The sequence below is a fragment of the Paenibacillus sp. FSL H8-0079 genome, from assembly GCF_037991315.1.
In the GTDB taxonomy this organism is placed as follows: Bacteria; Bacillota; Bacilli; order Paenibacillales; family Paenibacillaceae; genus Paenibacillus.
On the sequence record NZ_CP150300.1, the window covers coordinates 1,910,302 to 1,933,901 of the forward strand.

Genomic DNA, 23,600 nt, shown 5'->3' on the forward strand with positions numbered 1-23,600 from the left:
TTTATGTTAAAGTCAACGTATACCATGCGGAAGGGTGACAGCAAATGATCGTATATGAGAGAGAGCATGATTTTGTTTTGACCGCACAGCATGAGCATGGAGTAGTAGCCGGAGAGATGGCTTCCCACTGGAAAAATGAATTGCTTGCCGATGCTGCTCATCGAGATGATTTAATTCTGGCGGCGAGAGAACATGACCGTGGCTGGATCGAACTGGATTCATCTCCGTTCTGGAATGATTACAGTCAATCGCCGTATTCGTTTCGTGATTTTCCGCTACGTCCGCGTTTTGTATTCTACCATAAAGGCATTGAAGAAGTTCGGCAGAAAAACCTTTACGCCGGATTACTGTGTAGCTTGATGTATACGGAGCTATTTCAGAAAAATCTGGGAGCCAATGCTCAGGATGATGAAGACATCCGAGATTATCTGAATGAAGAATTGGAACATCAGTTGAGTTGGGAGAACCAGCTTGGTGGTGATACTGAAGCATTGAAACGAAGGCTGCAAAGCGATGTGGAAATCATGTTGTTCTGTGATCAGCTCAGTCTGTTTCTCTGTATGGAGGAACCGGGAACACCTGCTGCACGTTATGATTTTTTTGCAGAAGGCCTCAGTTGTACGTTTGATGCCTGTTCCAGACAACCGATTCAGGCAGAGTGGTTATCCAATGAGAAAGTAGGGCTGTCTTTTTTCCCGTTTGATGAGAACTTTACGGTTGTTTTGCCTTACAAATCGGTACCGAAGGCAAGTATCCGCAAATTTGGTATGCAGCAGGCTTATCGCCGGGCGGAGTGGAAGGAACGCCGGGTGTTGATTACGGAATTGAAGTGAGAACTCGAACATCCGAGCTTGAGGAATGCACAGCATAGAATATCACAAAACAGGCGGGCTTCTGATGTACAGGGCGTCCGCCTTTCGTATGCATATATATCATCATGGACTACACTTCGAGATCGATGAAAATACAAATGAATCAGCGTGGGAATAAAGAAGGAAAACACAGGTTATTCCCAGAAATGTTAGTGTACAGCAGAGAAGCGCATGTTAGTGGGAGGACGAATATGAATACCAGAATAGAGATATTAACGATGTGTATGGTATGGGACAAAATGAATGATCAGGTGCTGCTAATGAATCGGCCGGATCGCAAAGGATTTCCGGGATATATCGCTCCTGGGGGGAAGGTGGATTTTCCAGAGAGTATCGTGGACGGTGCCGTGCGAGAGGTTTTGGAGGAGACGGGGCTAGCGGTTAATGAGATTACGTATAAAGGACTTGATGAGTTCTGTGATCCCGAACAAGGATTGCGATACATGGTATTCAACTATTTGGCAACTTCATTTGAAGGCGAGTTATTGCAAGATCCTCCCGAAGGCGAACTGTTATGGGTGCCTGTGAAGCAGGTGTTCGAGTTACCTATGCAGGATTGGTTTGCTGAACGTATCCCGCGTTTTTTTCAGGCGGGAACCTTTGAGCGGAGTGTGATCTGGGAGAAGTCATCAGGACGTACCCTGCAGGAGACATTTATGGTGTATAGCGATTCGGTTCTTGAACAGAGTGAAGTTAGATAAGCCAATAGGAAGGTTGGATACAGCATGTAAAATTTCCATTACATGATGGATCATATTGTATCATCCCTATCTATATATTTATATCCAGATATTATGATATAATGAAGTTTACTTTTTTTATGGGAGATGACGAGTGACATTATCAAAATCAATCCGGAGCAGAAAGTGGTTAATAGATTGAGTGAACTAGTTTGTTGGAACGAAGAATAATATATTTGTAGATTCGCCATACATAGGCTTCTGCAAACAGGACGTAAATGAATATTGTACGATGAAAAGGTGGAGATTGGCATGAAATTGTCGTTCCGGATTTTGGACTGGGAAGAAGAGAAACCGTATGAGCTCTTATTGTTGGCTGATCCTTCAAAAGCGATTGTTGACGAATACTTGAGCCGGGGTGTTTGTTTTATTGCCGAGTATGAAGGAGAGATGGTTGGGGAGTTCGTATTGTTGAAGACTCGTCCAGAGACTGCGGAGATTGTTAATATTGCCGTACAGGAAGAACTGCAGGGACAAGGGGTAGGCAAACATATGATTAAAGAAGCGATGGAAGCTGCGCGGAGACTGGGATGCCGGATTCTCGAGATTGGGACAGGTAACTCAAGCTTTCATCAATTAAAGTTATACCAACGTTGCGGATTCCGCATTATCGGAGTCGATCGCGACTTCTTTGTGAGGCATTATGAGGAAGAGATTATAGAGGATGGCATCCGCTGTGTAGATATGATTCGTATGGCCATAGATCTGGATGCTGTTACAGAGGATGAAAAGAAATAGGAACTACTCGCTGGGATTGAATTTGCTGTATCCAAAGAAGCTGCTCGGATAGTTATGTCTGGGCCAGCTTTTTTCTGTTGGTCTCCTGAAGAAAAACCCAATTATTTGTTGAATGTGATGTCAATTGGTTAATGTTTAACTTGACGGTTTGTTTTTGAACATAATGGACCACAATTCAATTAAGGAGGTAAAATGGGAGAACCTATGCCTATTTTGATGTAATTAAGCGTTCGTTGTTCTGCTCAAATTGCTCGATTTATTCGATTCATCTAATTTATGCATCAATTGAACTAAAAATAGGAAATGCTCCTGAGCGTAAAAGTTTATAGAATAGATATTAGAACACGGACTTCACTTGAAAAAGAGGAGAAGGTGTAACCTTCGAACGGATAAGGACAGTATTCGACATCTGTGCGACGGTATATACAATCATTGTTTTACTATGATTTTGAAAACGCAGACAAACCTTGACGGGAGCGTCGGACTAACGTTACTACCACCAACAGCACGATTATTGGACTTCATGAAAAATTTCGCTTAAAATGTTGAACGAACGCAAATTACGGCTTAGTCAATGATTTCCGTCAAAAACTTATGACTAAATCAAGACGGAGGGAACGTCGATGACGATCGTGGAAGGCAACAAGAAGCCCTGGGAAAGTTATTATGGCCCCAATATGGGATACGTACAGGAACAATATGAATTATTCACTCAAGACCCTGGTTCGGTTACACCGGCCTATCGGGAATTATTTGAACAATGGGGTGCACCGCCGATGTCTGGCAGGGATGCACGTACAACCTCGAATTCCGGCAACGCCCAATTGGCTTCCGGAAACGTAGACATTCAATTATTACAGAAAGCGGTTACAGCGGGAAAACTGGTATGGAATATCCGTACCTATGGTCATCTTGCTGCAGATATAGATCCGCTTGGAATCAGTGAAGATACAGATACATCTTTGCTGGAGCCCCAGCATTTTGAATTAAACGAAGAAGATCTGAAAGCCTTACCTGCTTCTCTGATCTGGGAAGGTGCAGATGGGCAGACAGCAACCGGATGGGATGCAATCCAACGCTTGCGCCAGATTTACACTGGACCCATGGCCTATGAATTCAGTCACGTGCACGAAGTTCAAGAGCGCGAGTGGCTGAATCGCCGTGCGGAATCACGGACATCACCGGCTCCACTTACGGCGAAGGAACGTAAGACATTGCTGGAACGTTTGGTTGAAGTCGAGCAATTTGAAGATTACCTTCACAAAACATTTGTTGGGCAGAAACGTTTCTCCATTGAAGGTAACGACGTGCTTGTACCGATGCTGGATGAAGCTGTTCGCATCATGGCAGAAGCCGGATCAAGCCACATTCTGATGGGGATGGCCCACCGTGGACGGTTGAATGTACTGGCTCATGTCTTGGGCAAACCGTACAGCAAAATTTTCTCTGAATTTCATCATGCTCCGAACAAAGACCTGGTTCCATCGGAAGGTTCGACCGGAATCAACTATGGTTGGACGGGGGATGTCAAATATCACATGGGTGCCAACCGTTTTGTAAAAGACGGGGAAACCGTGCAGGCTCGCCTTACTCTGGCGAATAACCCGAGCCATCTGGAATACGTTAATCCGGTTGTACAAGGGTTTGCACGTGCAGCTCAGGATGACCGTCGTGACCCTGGGTATCCGAAGCAGGACGTAACGAAGGCAGCCACCATTTTGATGCATGGTGATGCAGCATTCCCTGGAGAGGGGATCGTTGCAGAGACGCTGAACTTCAAAGCTCTGCCAGGTTATCAGAATGGCGGAACCATTCATATTATCGTGAACAATCGTCTGGGCTTCACTACAGATAGCAGTGATTCCCGTTCAACGTACTACGCAAGTGACCTTGCCAAGGGGTACGAAATTCCGATTGTACACGTGAATGCGGACAATCCGGAAGCTTGTATTGCAGCCATTCGCATGGCGGCAGAGTATCGCAATCGTTTCAAAAAGGATTTCCTGATCGACTTGATCGGTTACCGTCGTTACGGCCATAATGAAACCGATGATCCCGAAACGACGCAGCCTACCGTCTATGACAAGGTGAAAAACCATCCAACGGTAAGCCACTTGTATCAGGATCACTTGAAGCAAGAATCGGTTATCGATGATGCGTCTATTGCGAGCATTCGTGATGGAGTAATGAACAAATTAAAAGAAGCTTATGACCAGATGAAGAAAAATGAAGTACATGAATATTACCAACGAAAAATCAGCGAGCCGGAAGCCGTTACGATTACGCCGACTGCGGTACCACTGGAGAATTTGCGCAGCATTAATGCCGATCTGCTGAAATGGCCTGAGAATTTCAATGTATATCCGAAGTTGCAGCGGATTTTGCAGCGTCGGAGTACTTCCCTGAATGAAGGGGAAAAAGTGGATTGGAGTCTTGCGGAGACACTCGCATTCGCAACCATTCTGGCAGATGGCAAGCCAATTCGGATTAGTGGACAGGATGCCGAGCGTGCTACATTCGCTCATCGGAATCTGGTACTGCATGATTCGGAGAATGGAGCAAAGTTCTGCCCATTGCATCACTTGCCACAGGCAAAAGCATCCTTTGCAATCTATAACAGTCCGTTATCAGAAGAATCCGTTGTTGGATTCGAATACGGATATAACGTATATTCACCAGATACACTGGTTATCTGGGAAGCCCAGTTCGGTGACTTTGCCAACTGTGCACAGGTTATTTTTGACCAGTTTGTATCAGCGGGTCGCGCCAAGTGGTCCCAGAAATCCAGTCTGGTCATGTTGCTTCCACATGCGAATGAGGGTCAAGGACCTGAGCATACAAGTGCTCGTCTGGAACGCTTCCTGCAGCTTTGTGCAGAAGACAACATGACGGTTGCCAACTTGTCGAGTGCTTCCCAGTACTTCCACTTGTTGCGTCGTCAAGCTTCGTTGACTGAAACAGAAGATGCTCGTCCACTTGTGATGATGTCACCGAAAAGTCTCATTCGGAATCCGCGTGTTGCTTCACCGGCAGTTGAATTCAGCGAAGGCAAGTTTGAGCTTGTGCTGGAGCAAGCTGGACTGGGTACACAGCCGGATCGCGTGGAGCGCATTATTTTGTGCAGTGGCAAGATTGCCATTGACCTGGAAGATGCTTTTGAAAAAGATAAAGCGGATTGGTCATGGCTTCACATTATTCGCGTGGAACAGCTCTATCCGTTCCCGGCAGAAGAGATCAAACGTGTACTCGCACGTTTCAGCAATGTAAAAGAGCTGGTATGGGTGCAGGAAGAAAACAAAAACATGGGTGCCTGGACATACATGGAGCCTCGTCTTCGTGAAGTCGCCCCGGAAGGCACAACCGTTAGATACGAAGGTCGCCCGGAACATGCAAGTCCTTCCAGCGGTTATCAACTTGTGCATAGTATGGAACAGCAACAGATTATTACATCTGCGTTGAAGCAAACGACGAAGAATAATATTCCACTGGGGAGGTAACAGCTGTGAGTGAAATTAAAGTACCTGCAATGGGTGAGTCAATAACTGAGGGAACTGTATCCAGATGGATGGTCAAAGAAGGGGATACCGTTAATCAGGGTGACGTACTTCTTGAACTGGAAACGGATAAAGTAAATATCGAAATCAGCGCAGAAGAAAGTGGCGTGCTGGAGAAGATCATTCGTCAGGAAGGGGAGACTGTAGAGATCGGTGAAACGATCGGTACACTCTCGGCTGGATCTGGAGGAGGAAGCGGTGCACCCGCTTCCGAACCGGCAGCAGCTGAAGAGAAAAAGGCCGCTACTCCTGCACCTGAAGCTCCAACACCACCTGCACCTGTTGCTGCAGCACCAGAGTCATCCGAGAGTGGCAAGACAGCTTCACCATCTGCCCGTAAACTTGCACGTGAGCGTGGTATCGAGTTGGATCAGGTTCAGAGCAAAGATCCGATTGGACGGGTATACCAGGATGATGTGAAGAGCCACAGTAATCAGGCGCCTGCTCCTGCTGCTCCACCTGCAACTAAAGCTCCATCGGCACCAAGTGCTCCGGCAGCGGGAAGTTCAACCTATACCAAACCAGTGGAGCGTCAACGCATGTCTCGTCGCCGTGCTACCATTGCCAAACGTCTGGTAGAGGCTCAGCAGACAGCAGCCATGTTGACTACGTTTAATGAAGTAGATATGACTGCCATCATGGATGTACGTAAACGCCGTAAGGACAAGTTCAAAGAGAAGCATGAGATCAATCTGGGTTTCATGTCCTTCTTCACCAAAGCAGTTGTGGGAGCTTTGAAAAAATTCCCAACAATTAATGCAGAGATTGATGGCGAAGACGTTGTGCTCAAAAAGTATTATGATATCGGCATCGCCGTATCTGCGAAGGAAGGACTGGTTGTACCAGTTGTACGTGATGCTGATCGTCTGGGCTTTGCCGAGATCGAGAAAAGCATTGCGGATCTGGCATCCAAAGCTCGTTCCAACACGCTGGCGTTGTCTGATCTGCAAGGTGGAACGTTCACCATCACCAATGGTGGAACATTCGGTTCCCTGTTATCTACACCAATCCTGAATACACCTCAAGTAGGTATTCTAGGGATGCATAAGATTCAGCTTCGTCCAGTGGCAATTGATGCAGAGCGGATGGAGAATCGTCCGATGATGTACATCGCGTTGTCCTATGATCACCGGATTATCGACGGCAGTGAAGCTGTACGTTTCCTGGTGACCGTAAAAGAACTGCTTGAAGACCCTGAATCGCTGTTAATTGAAGGTTAATCCACAAGGTTTGATCATAGCTATTATTCATATTGTTTAACAAAGAAGCCCCTGAATGGAGCGCAGCGTGAGCTGTACATCCGATTCAGGGGCTTCTTGTTCTTGTGCTTGGTTATATGTTTTTCGACCATTTATACAGAGTCAGCCATCTCAGCAGGGCTCATTGCAACGTCATGTTCACTAGAGTCAGGTGTATTCCGCTCTAGCCAGCTCACAACGTGCTGGGCCACTTCTGTTCGGTTCGTCTCATGCAGCATTTCATGGCGTCCACCTGGATACAGGTGGTACTCAATATTCTCCAGATGAAGCTTCTTATACTGAGAGACCAGATTAAGAACGCCTTTGCCATGAAGTCCAACAGGGTCCTTCTCACCGGAGAACAGATATACAGGTTTATGTTTAGGTATGCGCTCCATATTGTGTGGAAGATGAACTTCAAGCAGCAATTTGAAGAAATCGCGGAAGAATCCTGCTGTACAGACCGCTCCGCACATGGGATCATCAATGAACCGTTGAACCTCTAGCGTGTCCCGGGACAACCAGTCAAACGGAGTTGTCGCAGGGCGGAAAGAGCGGTTAAATCCACCGAATACAATCGCATTAAGCAGCATGCTGGGATGAGTAGCCCCCTGAATGCCACACTGCAAGAAGGCCAGTTTCTCTCCAACCCGGAGAAGACCACGTCTGCCATTGGTCCCGGATAAAATAAAGGCATGGTACCGTTCATGACCAGCGTACATGAGATGCTGTACCAAGAACGAGCCCATACTGTGCCCCATTAGAAACAGAGGCACCCCAGGGTTTTCCTTGGCGGCTACTTCGCCCAGATTGATCATATCACTCGCCATCCAGCGGAAGGCATCGATACCAGCATTACCGAGCAAGCTGGCACTTTCCACGGTTTTGCCATGACCCCGATGGTCATTGGCATAGACCGCGTAACCGTGTCTGGTGAGAGTGTCGGCAAACTCGGCGTAACGGGCCGCAGTCTCACCCATGCCGTGTGCGATTTGCACGACGCCCTTAACATTGCATTCCGGATCGGGAAGCCAGCGGTACACATGAATACGGGTACCTTCACTACCGACCAAGGCAAAGGTAGATTCCTGCATCTCGTGTAATTCCTCCTTCACAGGTTACATATAAGCTTGATTTATGGCAGATAAGAGCGAAGAACAGTGGTATTTCCATCTAAAGTATAAGAACCCAGATTGGCTGGCAAGAGATAACATTGTCCAGCTTTCAATTCGATGTTGTCTGATCCAGCATGTGCCCACGAGAGTGTTCCTTCGCCTTCACAGACAACGAGAATCGTGAAGCTGTCAGGATTGGTGGAAAGTTCCCAACGTTCAGTCACAATGCCTTTTTCAACCACAAAATAAGGGCATTTCGCAAGCTTGAGCCATTCACCAGGCGTGGCGTTATTTGTTTTCATCGTTGAGGCACCTGCGCCCTCATAGGCGGTTACATTCAGCGAGTCTTCAACATGCAACTCACGTGGCTTGCCGTCCAGCCCTGGACGATTGTAATCGTAGATCCGATACGTCGTATCCGAGTTTTGCTGAATCTCAGCGACAACCACACCCGCACAGAGCGCATGTACTGTTCCAGCTGGGATAAAGAACGTATCGCCAGCTTCAACAGGAACTTGACGAAGGGTATCCATCACCGTACCGTTCTCCAATGCTTCTTTCAATGTTGCACGGTCCACGCCTTCATTCAAGCCATAGATGATGTGTGCGCCCGGTTTCGCGTCGAGTACATACCACATTTCTGTCTTGCCAAGCTCGCCAGGAGGAAGTGCCTCATAATCATCTGTCGGATGAACCTGAACGGACAGGTCATCGTTACAGTCGAGCAATTTAATCAAAAGGGGGAAACGTCCACCTTTCTCGGAAACGCCTTTGGTTCCTAGCCATTCGGTGCCCAGTTGTTCACGAACTTCATCCAGACCCTTGCCAGCAAGTGCTCCATTTAATACCTTGGTTGTACCGTTGGGATGATCTGCAATCATCCAGCCTTCTCCGATATGTCCTTCAGGGGGCGTAAGACCGAATTGCTCCAGCGCACGACCGCCCCACACACGTTCTTTGAATTCAGGTTGGAATTGTAATGGATATGGCGTAGACATCAGTAATCTCTCCTCTAGTATATGAAATGGTGGATCGCTTTAATCAGTCATGGGCATGTAGTCGCCATGAACAAACAAGTGAATACGTTTGCATATGTGTGTTTAGAACACAGATCGCAGTAAGAGAAGGCCAGTAATGGCTCACCTTGCGATTGTGTCTAGTTTATTGTATTTGGTGAACAAAGGAAATTATTTTTTCTCGATTCCGATCAGAAAAGGAGAAGTTTCTCGCTGTAATTGGCGATACAGCACAACCTGTGCCTGTTCTACCGGCAGGGCAGAGGACCATTCCAATACGGCTGCTGCTTCCTGCGCCCCACCGTCATGGCCGGGGTAGAGCGCAACTGTAATAATGCCTCGAGGACGTAATAAAGCGAGTGCGGCCTCTAACGCAGCAATTGTACTGTCTGTCTCGGTGATGATGGAGGAATCTGCACTTTCTGAAGGCAGGTACCCCAGATTGAACATGACCGCACCAACTTCACCAACCCATGACTCAGGCACCGCTTCTGCCATGCGATCATGGCTTAATTGAAGCATGGAGATGGAGCCAAGCTTGGCTTCGTCGTCTTGTTTTCGTATGCGGGCCTGTGCCAGCGTGAGGGCTTCACTTTGAATATCGAATCCGATCACTTGTCCACGTCTGCCTACTTGTTGTGCCAAAAATAATGTGTCTGCTCCTGTACCGACGGTTGCATCTATCGTCAGATCACCAGGCTGCAGACGGGAAGCGATCCATTGATGCGCACAGCTGAGAACCGAAAGAAAGCCCATCTATGCTCGCCTCCAATACTTCCCTTGCCATGTATCCCGCTCTCGCAGCTCACGATCAATGGAGTTCAACACTTCCCATTTGTTGAGGGACCACATCGGTCCAATCAGCAAATCACGCGGTGCGTCGCCTGTAAGACGGTGTACGATCATTTCCGGTGGTAGCATCTCCAACGTATCCACGATCAGCTTGATATACTCGTCTTGTTCCAGAAAACGTAGAAGTCCGGCTTCATATTGCTTCACCATCGGCGTTTTGCGCATCAGATGCAGCAGGTGAATCTTGATGCCCTGCACATCCATGTTGGCGACGGCACGTCCAGTATCCAGCATCATTTCATGCGTCTCTTGAGGCAGACCATATATGATATGTGTGCACACACGTATATTCCGTTTGCGCAGTTTCTCAACCGCTTCTTCGTAACACTTCGTGTCGTGCGCCCGATTGATCAATGTCGATGTGGAATCATGGATGGTTTGAAGCCCCATCTCAACCCACAGGTAGGTGCGCTCATTGAGTTCAGCCAAATAATCAACAACATCATCTGGCAAACAATCCGGGCGAGTGGCGATGGACAAACCAACAACACCGGGCTGCTCAAGAATTTCTTCAAAATATTCGCGCAGCTCCTCAACCGGAGCATACGTGTTCGTATAGGCTTGAAAGTAGCCAATATAATGGGCGGTAGGCCACTTGAGATGTTGTTTATCTCTTATCGTATTGAACTGGGTGACCAGATCTTCACGTCTGCTGCCAGCAAAATCGCCTGATCCACGCGCACTGCAGAAGGTGCAACCACCTTTGGCAATGGAACCGTCACGGTTGGGACAGGTGAATCCGGCATCCAGCATCACTTTGAAAACCTTATTGTTAAATTGATCTCGCATCTCATAATTCCAGGTATGGAATCGTTTATCTCCCCACAGGAGAGGGGACTGTAATGCAGGTGCATTCATCTTCAGGGTACTCCTTTGGCTGTCAAATTACCGTAATCATACGTGAACAAAAGAAGAAGCGCTATGCGATTTCCATCAATGACATTCGATAGCGATAATAGGTGTCTTCATGAACATTTATCATTGTATCAAAAAACTGAAAAAAAAGGGAATCGAAACGCAAAAATAGGCCGTAAAATCAAGGTTTTCTGCTTGCTATAGTTTACACCTTGTGTTATATTTAAATCAACGTCAGACACCATCTAATGGGTATTATTCATCATAGCATTTGAATCAACGTTGACGTCATGGACCATACTATACCGTGAGGTGATATGAATGAATTCCCAAGTTAAAAACAATGAATTGAATCATGTGTCTGTTGAATTGACGGCAGAAGAAGCACTGGCTTTAACAGGTGTTCGTTTTAATGGAAATCCGAAAGTGAAAGCGGCTGCAAGACAAAAAGTTCGCGATGCTTTCGAAAAGACATTTGATTTTTCACACCAAGATAAGGTAGACTATGAACTACTAAAGTAGTTGGACCCCAATTCCAAATAAATCGAAGAGGGAATCTTTGAGATTTGCCCAAAGTGGCAGATCCGAAGATTCCCTTTTCATTGCTCTTTACAATTTGCCAGTTCTTCGGCAAAATAAGTCTGAGACAAGTATGGGACAAACGGAGGAATAAAATGCGTTTACGTGGCAGAAAAGGGATAAGAGAAAATCTGGAGCAACAAGTCGATCTTGTTGTACTGGACCCCAAGCAACATAAAGGAAAATGGTCTGAACTATTTGGCAACGACCATCCGATCTTCGTGGAATTTGGTATGGGTAAAGGTCAATTTATCAGCCAAATGAGTTATAAATATCCGGAATTCAATTTTATCGGTATTGATATGTATGATGAACTGGTACGTCGTGCCAGTGAGAAAGCTCGTAATGCGTGGAGTCAGGCTGATGTGGAGACACCTCCGAACCTGAAGCTTGCGCTGGCGAATATTGAACAGATCGAGGAAGTTTTTGAACCGGAAGAACTGGAACGCATTTATTTGAACTTCAGTGATCCTTGGCCAAAAGCAAAGCATGCACGCCGTCGCTTGACGCACCCGCGCTTCCTGAAGAAATATACGGAACTGCTTAATCCAAAAGGACAGATTCATTTCAAAACCGATTCGGAGACGCTGTTTGATTTCTCGCTCAACGCGATTTCCGACTTTGGCCTGCAAATGACCAATATTTCTTTGAATCTGCATCGTGATGGCTTGAATGAAGAACATGTGATGACGGAGTACGAACAGAAATTCATGGGCAAAGGCATGAACATTCACCGCGTTGAAGTGATCGTTGGTGAAGAGGCCTTGCGTGAGTATCAGCAGATACGTCTGGACAAGTATAAAGTCCGTGAAGCTTCGGATGAGTCTGGCGAAGATCAGGAACAGGAATAAATCGAAATCAAAATTAAATTTATACAAGAAGAGCGTCAGATGAGGTGAATGGTTCATTCTCATAGGTCGCTCTTTTTTGCGTCAACGCTCAATGGACAACGCTCTATAGAACTCATGTCTGGTATGAAGTCAAAAGTTCTCTGAATGGAACTCTTTGCGGCGATAATCGTTTGGCGTAACACCGTTGAACTTTTTGAACATGCGGTAGAAGTAGGAACTGTTGGTGAATCCGGTTCTCTCGGCAATATCGGCAACGGAGTTCTCTGTCTCTACAAGCAAATGTTGAGCTTTAGCTATCCGGGTTTCGTTAATCACATCCGTGAGCCCTTTCAGGGTGAGTTGTTTGTAGAGCCTGCTCACATAGATGGGCGACATGCCCAGTTCATCTGCAATCGAGGTTAGACAGAGATTGGGATCGGCATAGTCCCGCTCAATAATACCATTGATTTTACGAATCAACTCTTCGTGCTTCAGTGTGCGTTTCTCCTCGACTTTGGAACCAAGCTCATCGAACATCCGATAGAAGTGTTCATGTACTTCACTGATGTCTTCAGCGTCTTTGACAGGAAGCATTAGACCATCCGAGATTGAATCAAGCGTAAGCTGATTGTTCTTCTTGAGGGTGTTCCGTACATGATTCAGTGTCATTGTCAGATGGGATAAGGCTAGCTGGAAGACGGTAAAAGGGTATGCGGCTGTCTCGCCGACGATGTCTGCATAGACTTGTTTGGCTTCTCTCGTCTTGCCTGTCATTAGATAATCGACAAGTTGTCTTTCCTTACCTGCCGGGAATGCGTATTCTTTGGTGTGATAAGCCATGATGTCAGCGGTATAGATTAGACAGCCTGGTCCCATGAACAAACGATGCAGTGAGGCTTCGGCTGATCTGGTGTAGGATGCAATACTGTCTTCCAATGAATCTTCTTCCGTGCCGATGGTGCAGGAGATAGAGCATTTTAAATGGGTCATTACAGCAGCCTGCATCATACGTAACAATTCTTCGATCCGGTTAGGAGCAGGTTGGCCAAGTTCAGGAAGTTCCTCTTTTTCATTGAAGATGAGTGTGATCAGATCACCGCCCATGTCCACAGCTTCCGCATTGTAGTGGAGATCGGCTGTCTCGGTGCAGATGTTCATCATGGCGTATTTTACAAGCTGGGTCTCGTCACGATACGTTTCATTGAATTCGGTAAAATGGTCAATCCGCAGCAAGACTAGTCTAGACGCATGTTGAACGTCAATGGAGGAACCATAGAACTTCATTCGTTCTTCCAGCATACCTCCGGTTACTGTTTCACGACCCTGCAGAGCTCCTCGCAGAAAATCCTGCCGTAACAAATGAAGACTGCCACGTCGCTCCGCTTCCATCACACGCAAACGAACAAGCACCTTATCAATGGGATGATATAGTTTTCGGGACACAAGGTAAGAGAGTAGCAAGCCTGCGATGAGAAGTCCGACACAAAACAGAATGGTATGTGTTCGCATACTCCGTATATCTGAGGTAATCAGATCATACGGTGTTATTCTCACATAACGCCAGCCCAGGTCATCGGGAGCGGTGTACGTAATGAGCGATTTTTCTCCGTCGACCTCCTCCGTAAAGTACGCGGACTGCTGCATGTCCTGCATGATTGGCTCCATAAAAGCTTCGCTGGAGAGATTTTTCATCAATGCACGGTCGCCAAAGTCAGATAGAAGGTCTCCATTCTCATTCACGATAAAGGTCTTGCCTGGTTGATCCACAGCATTCATATTCGGACTGAGCCAATCATCCTTGATATTAACGATGACAGCATAGTTTAGTTTGGCATTGTCATTGATCGTGTCATAACAGAGATAGGTGTAGCTGTTAACCTCTGTTGCTTCGGTAGAGCCGACCTGATATGTACGCGGTATGGGCACAAAAGGTTTATAGTCATGGAAGCGTTGGAGGATACTTGTAATCCCCTGATCGTCGATCTCTGAGATGGACTGCTGCCCATTGCGTACGTTGGAACTGATAAAGAATTCATTGCTTTTGGAGTTATATACATAGATGGATTCGATAAAAGGAAGGGACATACGGTAGTTGTCGAGCTGCTCCATCGCCGATGTGATCTCATAGATATTCGGTTTGGAATAGAGCAGTAATGAAGAAATGGTGTAGTCTTGATAAATCTGATATGACAAGGATTTCGCAGTCTCGGTCATTTTGGCCACTTCACGGCTGGTTTGAGTAAGACTGTTCATATCTGTCCGATATACCTGGCGAAGAGCAATACGATTATAATTGACGTACAAAATGGCAGAAGCCACAAGCAAGGTCGCAACGGTACTGATAATAATGCCGATCAGAATCCGTGTGAAGACCTTCTTACTGTCCTCTGAACGTTTACGCATTCCTTTTCCCCCTCGGACCTCCTGTTTTGGGTGAACAACGTAGAACTTCATATACATACGCTAGATTTCATATATGGATGAGCAGAAGAGCAAGAGTATCTTGAATTATATATTATGTATGCGTTTACATCAATGCTGGACAGGCTGTTTTGTCTGTTTTCTCTACATAAAGTTCAACTTTCGCTGGATTGTTCACTGGGTTTAGCCTATGCACGATATCAACATTTGTGAACGGATGTGTGTTCATTTCATGGTTCGTTCGTTTTGTTCATAGTTCATTTCGCAGAATCGTTCATTTTCTGACGGGAAGCTTCAGTATCCGTGAGCGGAGCGAGCATCTACAATAAAAAGAGAGCTCCACCACGCAGCACCGCAAGAAATTCGGGAGGGATCGAGCCATGCTCAAAGAATTGAACAAGAACAAAATCATGTTTCTGATGCTGTTGCCCACGCTGATCTTTTTTCTGATTAACTCGTATTTTCCGATGGTCGGCATCTATTATGCATTTACCCGGTATGATTTTGAAGGAGGATTATTCGGCAGTCCATTTGTTGGTCTGGAGAACTTTAAGTTCCTATGGCAATCCGGAATGCTGCTGAAGCTCACAACCAACACCGTGGGTTACAATCTCGCCTTCATTATATTAGGAAACGGTCTGGCGATCTTCTGCGCGATCATGCTTAGCGAAATCCGGGGCAGGTTATTCAAAAAAATCACGCAATCCGTCATGTTCTTGCCGTATTTCATCTCGTTTGTACTATTAAGTGTAATCGCTTACAACATGTTTAACTATGAATCAGGTTTCGTGAACACGGTGCTCAAACGTTTCGAGGCGGGCCCGGTCGACATTTATAACACACCCTGGATCTGGGTGTTCCTGATCATCATCTTTTATCTGTGGAAAAATCTTGGATACAGTATGGTCATCTATCTAGCTGCGATAACGGGGATCAGTGACGAGTATTATGAGGCTGCCCGAATCGATGGGGCCAATATTTTTCAGCGAATCTGGTACATCACGGTACCGATGCTAAAGCCAACCTTTGTCATCCTGCTGTTGTTCTCGCTCGGCAGCATTATGAAGGGTCAGTTCGACCTTTTCTATCAACTGATCGGTAATAACGGGGTGCTGTACAACGCGACGGATATCATTGATACGTATGTGTATCGTTCACTGAAAGTAACGTTTGATATCGGGATGGCAACAGCTGCCGGTTTGTATCAGTCGTTATTCGGATTTATTTTAATCATGACCGTCAACTATATTATTCGCAAAGTAAATGAGGACTACGCCTTGTTCTAGAACGCCCGCAGGGCAGGAGGGAGAACGATCATGAACACGCCAATGAATACTCACACGCGAACGAATACTCGTCTCAGAGATTCGGAATTCACCTTCATGTTTCAACTGATTGCCTACAGCGTCATCATCATTTTATCGATCATGTGTCTGCTACCGTTTCTACTAATATTATCGGGTTCATTCAGCAGCAACGAGTCCATTGTGAGGGATGGGTATCACCTCTTTCCGACGGACTTTTCCCTGGAAGGCTACAAAATGGTTTTTACATTCCCTACAAAGGTACTCAAGGCTTATGGGGTAACGGTCTTTACAACGGTGGTGGGGACTACGCTTGGGCTTTTCCTCATCACGATGGCCGGATTTGTACTCCAGCGTAAAGACTTCAAGTATCGGAATACCTTCTCGTTTTTTATCTACTTTACAACGTTGTTTGGTGGGGGGCTCGTGCCTTGGTACATTATGCTGGCGAACTATTTCAACCTTATGGATACGTACACGGTACTGATTTTCCCGGGGTTGATGACACCATTTCTCATTATCCTGATGAAAAACTTTATTCGTTCGGCTGTGCCGGATGAGTTGATTGAGTCCGCTAAAATTGATGGAGCGAATGACTTCCGCATCTATTTCAGCATTGTGTTGAAACTGGCGATGCCTGGTATCGCAACCGTAGGTCTGTTTCTGGCACTGGGTTACTGGAATGACTGGTTTACTTCATCCCTTTTCATTAACAACCCGGATATGTACCAGCTGCAATTTTATCTCTATAACACGATGAACACGATTACTTTTATTGACCAGATGGCGATTGGCACAGGGATCACGCTCAGTCAGGATGTGCCTACGGAATCAACCAAGATGGCGATGGCTATCGTTGTTACGGGACCGATTCTGTTCCTTTATCCGTTTGTACAACGTTATTTTGTTAAAGGACTTACGATTGGTGCAGTGAAAGGTTAGAACGTGAACACGCTGTGGGTGTCAGGCCATTAGCATCATCTTCGGCTTGAAGCATGGCGAGTCTGCGCTAACATATAAAGGTTCACCACAAAAAGGGAGGATGCGTATGCGTAACAAAACAATTCGGCACCTGTCTCTGGTACTTGCCCTGATGTTATTCGCCGGGGTGCTTGCCGCATGTAATAACGGTTCGGGGGGATCGACGCAAGGAAGTGAGCAGGGAGGAGCGTCCGAGAGCAAAGGCGAGAAAGTAACGCTTCAATTTTACATGCTTGGGGATGCTCCCAAAGATCTGCCTGTCATTGAATCCGAGATCAACAAGCTGGCTGAGGCTGATCTGAACGTCAATGTGAAATTCAACTACACCTCCTGGACCGACTGGGATCAAAAATATAAACTGCTGCTGTCTTCCGGACAGCCGATCGATCTGATCTTTACAGCGGATTGGACATTCTACCAGTCCTATGCGAAGAAGGGCGCGTTCCTGCCGCTGGATGAAATGCTGCCAACAGCAGCGCCAGCACTGAAGGCTCATGTACCTGAAGATATGTGGAATGCAGTCAAAATCAATGACAAAATCTATACGGTTCCATCGACATGGATTGAGTATGTAACAGAGGGAATTGCGTATCGTGAGGACTTGCGCGAGAAGTACAATCTTCCGAAGCCGGAATCGTTGGAGACGCTCGAAGCGTATCTGGAGGGCATCAAAGCTAACGAACCCAATATGATTCCGATTGCGGATAGCAATGCCAACCATACTCATGGTATCCGTCAATTGACATCAAAGCTGGTTAATACAGCAGGTCAACTCCCATATGGACTGGATATTATGTATGACTCACCATCAACCGTGAGTTCCTACTGGGGATCGGCGCAGCATCTGGAAGACCTGAAAACATACAAGCGCTGGATGGACAAAGGCTTCTTCCCGAAAAACGTACTGAATGTAAAGGATACTTCCAACTCGTTGCTGCAAAATGGAAAAGCGGCAGTTGTTCTCTCCGGGGAGAACCCGAACAAATTTAATGCAGATGTAATCAAGGTGCAGTCTACGCATCCAGATTGGAAACTCGCTTATTTCCCGTATCCGAATGCGAAAGGGTTTGCACAACCGGTTCACCCGATCCATAACGGATTTGCGATTCCGCGTAGCAGTAAAAACCCGGAAAAAGCATTGGCGTTTTATGAGAAGCTCGTGACAGACAAACGCTACAACTGGTTGACTGAATACGGCGTTGAGGGTAAAAACTTCGAGGTAGATAATGGTTACTACAAAATGGTCGGTGATGCACAAACGAACGGCTTCCCACGTGAAGGCATGAATGGCTGGGCATGGCGTAATCCGGAATTCATGCTCTATGATAAAACCTTTGATGATGTACTGACCATGTTTGAAGATCTCGACAAAATCAAAAAGCCGGATATTTTCACAGGATTTGCTGAAGACTGGACTCCGTACCAAGCCGAGAAGGCTGCATTAGAGCAAGTGGAAAAACAATATTTGTATCCGCTTAATGTGGGATTGGTGGCAGACGTGGAGGCTGGATTGAACACATTCATGGAGAAGGCTAAACAAGCAGGATTGGAAAAAATTCAGGCAGAGTACACCAAGCAGTGGCAGGAGTACTTGAAGTCAGCGGGCATCCAATAGTTTGTACTTTCCTTCATACAGAAAAGGTGCCTTCAGATCCGAAGGCACCTTTTAAATGTGGTTGCAGGCTTGTTTGAAGCCGTTGGTTAGAGACGTGAATGGACGAAGCCTGCGGGAAGCAACTTCCCGTTTGAGATAAAATCATAAACGAGCCTCTTCTGCGGATGAAGGACGAACGTCCTCCAGGAGATCGATAATACTTTGAGCGCTCTCCATCGGATGAACCTTTGCGATTTCCGCCAGATGGCGTTTGCGTTTACGTACGACATCCGGGTAATGATGCAGCAGTTTGTTCATCCATTTGACCACTACGTCGAGCGAAGATATGGGTTCTCCCAATCCTCTTGCGGTAAAATAATGGACGTTTTCTTCTTCCTGACCGGGTATAGGGTTGTGAAACAACATTGGAATTCCTTTGGCCAAGCCTTCGCTGCAAGTCATTCCCCCGGGTTTGGTGATCAACAGGTCGGATACTTCCATCAATTTGTCGATTTCGTTCGTGTACCCGATAATATGAATGTTTTCTTTGCGATACATGGGGTTCTGTTCCATGCTGATCCGTGCTTTATCGTTGCGCCCCAGACAAAAGATGATCTGAATATCTTCGTGCCAGCGAGTGAGCAACGGATGGACCAACTTGTCACTTAGCATCCCCCAACCGCCTCCCATGACCAGTACAGTAGGCATGTTCTTGAGGTTAAATCTGCTTCGGATCTCATCTCGTCCGGGATGCTCCCAGAAGTTCGGATGCACAGGAATGCCTGTGACTCGAATTTTGTCTATTGGTACGCCACGCAGCATTAGTTTGGACTTAACCTCATCTGAAGAAACCAGATAAAGGTCTACTTCACGGTTAATCCATGTCCCATGTGCATCATAGTCGGTGATGACTGTGCATAGGGGAACCTGTACACCCAGACGTTTCAGTCTGGATATGACAGCACTTGGGATCGGATGGGTACAGACGATCGCATTGGGACGTAACTGATGCACGACGCTGCGTGTGTGTGTGTAGAACAGTTTATGCAGCGCCAGTGTTGTCAGCCGGTTCAATGATTTTTTATATTGATGTCTGTATACATATCCCACGAGTTTGGGTTGGTTGGTAACCGTTTTTTTGTATGCCGTTATAATTAGAGGTGCCATCTTGGGATTTAAAAAACTTCCCAGTTCAAGCACTTTCGTCTGCACGTCTGGCGACAGCTTTCGCAAATTGCTGGACAGTGCATAGGCGGCTTGAGTATGACCCGTACCAAAGCCTTCAGATAATAGTAATACTCTTTTTTTCTCCACGCTTGCTTCACCTGTTCCTGCTAGGTTTTTCTGAGTCTAACATATCGGCTTTAAGACCAGAATGCAACTGTTGCAAGTGCGACTAAAGTACCTATTGTGGCACCTGCCAAAACATCGGATGGATAGTGTAATCCCAGATAAATTCGAGAGAATCCGACAATAAGGGCCACAGGCAACAATATTAGCAATAAGATCGGATCAGTAGTCATAAATGGAACCGTGACCGAAAAAATGGCAGTCGTGTGTCCTGAGGGAAACGAGTGGTCCGTCAGGGGGTTACGGAACGTGATGGTATCCGGCAAGGCCAGATAAGGCCGAATGCGGGGATACAATTTTTTCGCGATGGCTACGGGAATGTGGCTGACCGCAAGAGCGATACAAGCCTGTAGTCCTGTTGTGCTCCATGGAGCTGGAGCGAGCAGCCAGATTAACAAGGATATTGCAATAGAAGAAGTTGCTCCACCCAGATGGGTGAAATAATACAGCCAAAAATTCATAAAACGATTATGAAGTCGGCCGTTGATCCACATAAAAACATTTCGATCATAATCTTGAAACTTTAAGAATAAACGGCTCATATTGGCCTCCTGCCAGTCAGGCCGCCCGTAATGGCGGCAGTATTTCCGGTGATTTTTCTGCATCCGGTTTCGTCCTGATTAGTATATAACCGTTTTTCGTGAACTTGAGGTTATTTCAGGTATATGTTTATCATATTTTTAAATGTTGTCCTTTTCAAGAAGAACACATGTAAAGAACGTAAAATTCATGTTAAAGAGTGGATATATACCCATCTTAACTTTTTGACTTGAGTCAGCCAAAAAAGATACAATGATTCAACATGGCTGAAATGAGGTAAAAAAAATGTGAGTTTTGGTTTAAACTTTTTGAGGTCTGGATGCGTTATTTGTTATAGAGCCTCTGACGAAGAATAACATGCTGATGAAAAAAGCAGGGACTTTAGAAATAAAAATCAAGTAAAAGGCTGAAAATAAGATATAACAGGCATGAATGCGAGGTTGTGGTATCACGAAGTGTCTATTCAGCGTTTAAAGATCACATTTCTGCTTCAGAAAGTGGAATTGGGGTTTTGACAAATGACTGAAAAGAATACAGAATCGATAAAGCAGCCAACTGATAGCAACCAAGCTTTGAAACATTGCCTGATATATTCACGTAGTACACAAAAGAACAGGGTCATATTCTGCAGATTACAAAAAAATAAATTGCAGAATCAGGAAGAGAAATGCTTAAGTAAACTGGGTTTTGAAAAAAAGGGGGTAACAGAGAACGATGTTGGACGCTATATTCGTCACGATGCAGGTCATTCTGGCACTGCTAGCCGTGTACCAATTCACGTTTTCGCTGTTCGGTCTGATTAAGAAAAAGAAAAAGAAACATTATCCGGCGACAAAATCATTCGCTGTACTCGTCGCAGCACACAATGAGGAACAGGTCATTGGTGCTTTGATGGAGAACTTGAAACAACTTGATTATCCGGAAGATCTGTATGATGTGTTCGTCATCTGTGACAACTGTACGGATGGTACGGCTCAAATTGTCAGAGAACATGGGTTGAATGCCTGCGTACGTACCAATGCCGATCTGAGAGGTAAAGGGTATGCTATCGAATGGATGCTTAAGTACCTGTGGAAATTGCCACGTCAGTATGACGCAGTTGTCATGTTTGACGCGGATAACCTGGTTGACCGTAACTTCTTGCTTGAGATGAATGATGACTTGAACAATGGTTCGCGTGTTATCCAAGGATACATTGATACGAAAAATCCGGAGGATTCCTGGATTACTGCAGCATACGGTGTATCTTACTGGTACATCAACCGTCTGTGGCAGTTGTCTCGTCATAACTTGAATATGGCGAACTTCCTCGGAGGCACCGGAATGTGCTTTGAGACCAACCTGTTGAAGGAAATTGGCTGGGGCGCAACAAGTCTGGTTGAGGATCTGGAGTTTACGATGCGTAGTGTGCAACGTAATGTGTATCCTGTTTTCAACTATGACGCTAAAGTATTTGATGAGAAACCATTAACGTTCAAAGCTTCAGCGCGACAACGTCTGCGCTGGATGCAAGGCCACTTTACAGTTGCACGTAGATACTTCTTCCCGCTGCTCTGGCAGTCCATTAAGGAAAGAAGCTTGGTGAAATTCGACCTTGCTATCTATGGAGCCAATGTCTATGTTGTATTGCTTACATTCCTGATGACTGCTGCGATGTGGGTAGACATGGCGATATTCAAAGGTCCGCATATTGCGAATATTTATGGATACTTCCCGTTATGGGTCGGATTCGTGGCCATTGGTCTGAATATTCTGACGTTCCTGTTGTCCATGGCGCTGGAGAAGGTTACCTTTGCCAAAGTGTATCTATATCTGATTTTGTTCCCGATTTACCTGCTGTCATGGTACCCGATCACGTTCTACGCTTTCTTTACGCAGAACAACAAACAGTGGAGTCACACGCAACACACACGTGTTGTTCGGCTGGATGAGGTACAGAGCAAACAAGGGTAAGGAACATGCAAGCATGCTTTGTCGGCATCTGATATAAACAAATGTATAATTTTCGAAAATGAAGTTATAAAGATGTTGACAATGCATTTCGTGGGTGTTATAGTATTCAAGTGCTTTAAAACGGATTTGAAACGAATAGCAATGGAATCACAAGTAGAAGTCCGACTTCTCACCTGATCAACACTATGTTGGCTGGTCAACGATCCCAATAATTTATGAAGTGTATACTCATGAAGAATTGTGTTGATTACAGGGATGTCGGTAGCTTGACCGGCATCCCTTTTATTTTTGTGTAACAGGATATTCAAAATGACCTGGAGGTGGACGGTTATTAGTAAAGATCACATGATTAATGATGAGATTCGGGCGAAGGAAGTACGCCTTGTCGGAGCTGAAGGAGAACAAATTGGGATTACGCCCATTCGCGAAGCACTGCAAATGGCGATTGACCTGAATTTGGATCTGGTCAATGTGGCACCACAGGCTAAACCGCCGGTGTGTCGCATTATGGACTATGGCAAATTCCGCTATGAGCAACAAAAGAAAGAAAAAGAAGCCCGTAAGAACCAGAAAATTGTTGACATTAAAGAAGTATGGTTCCGTTCCAATATTGAGGAGCACGATTATCAAACGAAGCTTCGTAATGTAGTTAAGTTTTTGAACGAAGGCGACAAAGTGAAATGTTCTGTTCGTTACCGCGGACGTGAAATTGCACATGCCGCGATTGGTCAACGGATTTTGGAGCGCGTTAAGGTAGAAGTTGCAGAACTTTGTACTATTGAACGTCAACCGAAATTGGAAGGCCGCAGTATGATCATGATTTTGGCTCCTAAAGCCTGATAACATTGGAGGAGGAAACACAAAATGCCTAAAATGAAAACACACAGCAGTTTGAAAGGACGCTTCAAAATTACCGGTTCCGGTAAAGTCCTTCGTTACAAAGCTCACAAAAACCACTTGCTTTCCCACAAATCCAAACGTGCTAAGCGCGTTCTGAACGGTAACCCAGTTATGGCTGCCGGGGATGTTAGACGTTTGAAACAAGGTTTGGCTAACTTGAAAGGCTAA

Annotated in this window: 20 protein-coding genes; 13 read left to right on the plus strand and 7 right to left on the minus strand. The window is 45.8% G+C overall.

Translation table 11 applies throughout. The features are described from left to right. Positions 1-44: 44 nt before the first annotated feature. The 5 genes from MHI06_RS08735 (at position 45) to odhB (ending at position 7,124) form a co-directional block, all read left to right on the plus strand. Positions 45-833: a DUF3891 family protein gene (locus MHI06_RS08735; protein WP_340401224.1), complete on the plus strand. Its 789-nt coding sequence runs from the start codon at positions 45-47 to the stop codon at positions 831-833. 230 nt (positions 834-1,063) lie between these two features. Then, positions 1,064-1,573 carry an 8-oxo-dGTP diphosphatase gene (locus MHI06_RS08740; RefSeq protein ID WP_264930184.1) on the plus strand — a complete coding sequence of 170 codons (510 nt, stop codon included), beginning with the start codon at positions 1,064-1,066 and terminating at the stop codon, positions 1,571-1,573. A 291-nt stretch (positions 1,574-1,864) separates the two neighbouring features. Beyond that, positions 1,865-2,350 carry a GNAT family N-acetyltransferase gene (locus MHI06_RS08745; RefSeq protein WP_340401225.1) on the plus strand — a complete coding sequence of 162 codons (486 nt, stop codon included), beginning with the start codon at positions 1,865-1,867 and terminating at the stop codon, positions 2,348-2,350. A 623-nt stretch (positions 2,351-2,973) separates the two neighbouring features. Further along, the gene (locus MHI06_RS08750) at positions 2,974-5,847 is read left to right on the plus strand and encodes a 2-oxoglutarate dehydrogenase E1 component (RefSeq protein ID WP_169478884.1); all 2,874 of its coding nucleotides are present in this window, start codon (positions 2,974-2,976) and stop codon (positions 5,845-5,847) included. 5 nt (positions 5,848-5,852) lie between these two features. Next, positions 5,853-7,124 carry a 2-oxoglutarate dehydrogenase complex dihydrolipoyllysine-residue succinyltransferase gene (gene odhB / locus MHI06_RS08755; RefSeq protein ID WP_340401226.1) on the plus strand — a complete coding sequence of 424 codons (1,272 nt, stop codon included), beginning with the start codon at positions 5,853-5,855 and terminating at the stop codon, positions 7,122-7,124. A 131-nt stretch (positions 7,125-7,255) separates the two neighbouring features. Here odhB and MHI06_RS08760 read toward each other — a convergent pair whose 3' ends face one another. The 4 genes from MHI06_RS08760 to MHI06_RS08775 all read right to left on the minus strand — a co-directional run bounded on the left by MHI06_RS08760 (position 7,256) and on the right by MHI06_RS08775 (position 10,983). Further along, positions 7,256-8,236 (minus strand): alpha/beta fold hydrolase, encoded by a 981-nt coding sequence (locus MHI06_RS08760; RefSeq protein WP_340401227.1) that lies wholly within the window; start codon positions 8,234-8,236, stop codon positions 7,256-7,258. Positions 8,237-8,277: 41 nt separating this feature from the next. Continuing rightward, on the minus strand, positions 8,278-9,255 hold the full coding sequence (locus MHI06_RS08765) for a type I phosphomannose isomerase catalytic subunit (protein WP_340401228.1): 978 nt from the start codon (positions 9,253-9,255) through the stop codon (positions 8,278-8,280). 189 nt (positions 9,256-9,444) lie between these two features. Continuing rightward, entirely contained in the window at positions 9,445-10,029 is a 585-nt protein-coding gene (locus MHI06_RS08770; RefSeq protein WP_340401229.1) for a class I SAM-dependent methyltransferase, read from the minus strand. Further along, on the minus strand, positions 10,030-10,983 hold the full coding sequence (locus MHI06_RS08775; RefSeq protein WP_169478879.1) for a TIGR01212 family radical SAM protein: 954 nt from the start codon (positions 10,981-10,983) through the stop codon (positions 10,030-10,032). Between the two features lie 318 nt (positions 10,984-11,301). Between MHI06_RS08775 and MHI06_RS08780 the strand changes: the two genes are divergently transcribed. Together MHI06_RS08780 and trmB are read left to right on the plus strand one after the other, a co-directional pair. Next, positions 11,302-11,502 carry a hypothetical protein gene (locus MHI06_RS08780; RefSeq protein ID WP_036610190.1) on the plus strand — a complete coding sequence of 67 codons (201 nt, stop codon included), beginning with the start codon at positions 11,302-11,304 and terminating at the stop codon, positions 11,500-11,502. Positions 11,503-11,654: 152 nt separating this feature from the next. After that, a complete protein-coding gene (gene trmB, locus MHI06_RS08785; RefSeq protein ID WP_340401230.1) occupies positions 11,655-12,410 on the plus strand; it encodes a tRNA (guanosine(46)-N7)-methyltransferase TrmB in 756 nt (251 codons plus the stop codon). A gap of 129 nt (positions 12,411-12,539) precedes the next feature. On the opposite strand, the gene MHI06_RS08790 is transcribed toward trmB, so the two are convergent. Further along, on the minus strand, positions 12,540-14,792 hold the full coding sequence (locus MHI06_RS08790) for an AraC family transcriptional regulator (protein WP_340401231.1): 2,253 nt from the start codon (positions 14,790-14,792) through the stop codon (positions 12,540-12,542). Positions 14,793-15,190: 398 nt separating this feature from the next. Here MHI06_RS08790 and MHI06_RS08795 point away from each other — a divergent pair, with 398 nt between their 5' ends. The 3 genes from MHI06_RS08795 to MHI06_RS08805 all read left to right on the plus strand — a co-directional run bounded on the left by MHI06_RS08795 (position 15,191) and on the right by MHI06_RS08805 (position 18,710). Then, a complete protein-coding gene (locus MHI06_RS08795; protein WP_017689672.1) occupies positions 15,191-16,096 on the plus strand; it encodes an ABC transporter permease subunit in 906 nt (301 codons plus the stop codon). Positions 16,097-16,126: 30 nt separating this feature from the next. Next, positions 16,127-17,056 carry a carbohydrate ABC transporter permease gene (locus MHI06_RS08800; protein ID WP_169478875.1) on the plus strand — a complete coding sequence of 310 codons (930 nt, stop codon included), beginning with the start codon at positions 16,127-16,129 and terminating at the stop codon, positions 17,054-17,056. 106 nt (positions 17,057-17,162) lie between these two features. After that, positions 17,163-18,710, plus strand: coding sequence for an extracellular solute-binding protein (locus tag MHI06_RS08805; protein WP_340401232.1), 1,548 nt, complete (start codon positions 17,163-17,165; stop codon positions 18,708-18,710). Positions 18,711-18,851: 141 nt separating this feature from the next. Here the strand turns inward: MHI06_RS08805 and MHI06_RS08810 are convergent, their stop codons facing one another. After that, positions 18,852-20,003, minus strand: coding sequence for a glycosyltransferase (locus MHI06_RS08810; RefSeq protein ID WP_340401233.1), 1,152 nt, complete (start codon positions 20,001-20,003; stop codon positions 18,852-18,854). A 50-nt stretch (positions 20,004-20,053) separates the two neighbouring features. Beyond that, on the minus strand, positions 20,054-20,581 hold the full coding sequence (locus tag MHI06_RS08815; protein WP_017689668.1) for a phosphatase PAP2 family protein: 528 nt from the start codon (positions 20,579-20,581) through the stop codon (positions 20,054-20,056). A 712-nt stretch (positions 20,582-21,293) separates the two neighbouring features. On the opposite strand from MHI06_RS08815, the gene MHI06_RS08820 reads away from it, so the two are divergent. The 3 genes from MHI06_RS08820 to rpmI all read left to right on the plus strand — a co-directional run bounded on the left by MHI06_RS08820 (position 21,294) and on the right by rpmI (position 23,600). Further along, on the plus strand, positions 21,294-22,532 hold the full coding sequence (locus MHI06_RS08820) for a glycosyltransferase family 2 protein (RefSeq protein WP_169478871.1): 1,239 nt from the start codon (positions 21,294-21,296) through the stop codon (positions 22,530-22,532). Between the two features lie 345 nt (positions 22,533-22,877). Further along, complete coding sequence (gene infC, locus MHI06_RS08825) at positions 22,878-23,372, plus strand: translation initiation factor IF-3 (protein WP_062833422.1); 495 nt, start codon at positions 22,878-22,880, stop codon at positions 23,370-23,372. A gap of 24 nt (positions 23,373-23,396) precedes the next feature. Further along, complete coding sequence (gene rpmI, locus MHI06_RS08830; RefSeq protein WP_017689665.1) at positions 23,397-23,600, plus strand: 50S ribosomal protein L35; 204 nt, start codon at positions 23,397-23,399, stop codon at positions 23,598-23,600.

Bases quoted from the DNA above. Each gene is read 5' to 3' on its own strand.
- MHI06_RS08780 (WP_036610190.1), top strand. From the start codon at position 11,302: ATGAATTCCCAAGTTAAAAACAATGAATTGAATCATGTGTCTGTTGAA.
- MHI06_RS08745 (WP_340401225.1), top strand. From the start codon at position 1,865: ATGAAATTGTCGTTCCGGATTTTGGACTGGGAAGAAGAGAAACCGTAT.
- MHI06_RS08765 (WP_340401228.1), bottom strand. From the start codon at position 9,255: ATGTCTACGCCATATCCATTACAATTCCAACCTGAATTCAAAGAACGT.
- rpmI (WP_017689665.1), top strand. From the start codon at position 23,397: ATGCCTAAAATGAAAACACACAGCAGTTTGAAAGGACGCTTCAAAATT.
- MHI06_RS08795 (WP_017689672.1), top strand. From the start codon at position 15,191: ATGCTCAAAGAATTGAACAAGAACAAAATCATGTTTCTGATGCTGTTG.
- MHI06_RS08775 (WP_169478879.1), bottom strand. From the start codon at position 10,983: ATGAATGCACCTGCATTACAGTCCCCTCTCCTGTGGGGAGATAAACGA.
- MHI06_RS08790 (WP_340401231.1), bottom strand. From the start codon at position 14,792: ATGCGTAAACGTTCAGAGGACAGTAAGAAGGTCTTCACACGGATTCTG.
- MHI06_RS08735 (WP_340401224.1), top strand. From the start codon at position 45: ATGATCGTATATGAGAGAGAGCATGATTTTGTTTTGACCGCACAGCAT.
- trmB (WP_340401230.1), top strand. From the start codon at position 11,655: ATGCGTTTACGTGGCAGAAAAGGGATAAGAGAAAATCTGGAGCAACAA.
- MHI06_RS08770 (WP_340401229.1), bottom strand. From the start codon at position 10,029: ATGGGCTTTCTTTCGGTTCTCAGCTGTGCGCATCAATGGATCGCTTCC.
- MHI06_RS08815 (WP_017689668.1), bottom strand. From the start codon at position 20,581: ATGAGCCGTTTATTCTTAAAGTTTCAAGATTATGATCGAAATGTTTTT.
- MHI06_RS08760 (WP_340401227.1), bottom strand. From the start codon at position 8,236: ATGCAGGAATCTACCTTTGCCTTGGTCGGTAGTGAAGGTACCCGTATT.
- MHI06_RS08750 (WP_169478884.1), top strand. From the start codon at position 2,974: ATGACGATCGTGGAAGGCAACAAGAAGCCCTGGGAAAGTTATTATGGC.
- MHI06_RS08805 (WP_340401232.1), top strand. From the start codon at position 17,163: ATGCGTAACAAAACAATTCGGCACCTGTCTCTGGTACTTGCCCTGATG.
- MHI06_RS08820 (WP_169478871.1), top strand. From the start codon at position 21,294: ATGTTGGACGCTATATTCGTCACGATGCAGGTCATTCTGGCACTGCTA.
- MHI06_RS08800 (WP_169478875.1), top strand. From the start codon at position 16,127: ATGAACACGCCAATGAATACTCACACGCGAACGAATACTCGTCTCAGA.
- MHI06_RS08740 (WP_264930184.1), top strand. From the start codon at position 1,064: ATGAATACCAGAATAGAGATATTAACGATGTGTATGGTATGGGACAAA.
- infC (WP_062833422.1), top strand. From the start codon at position 22,878: ATGATTAATGATGAGATTCGGGCGAAGGAAGTACGCCTTGTCGGAGCT.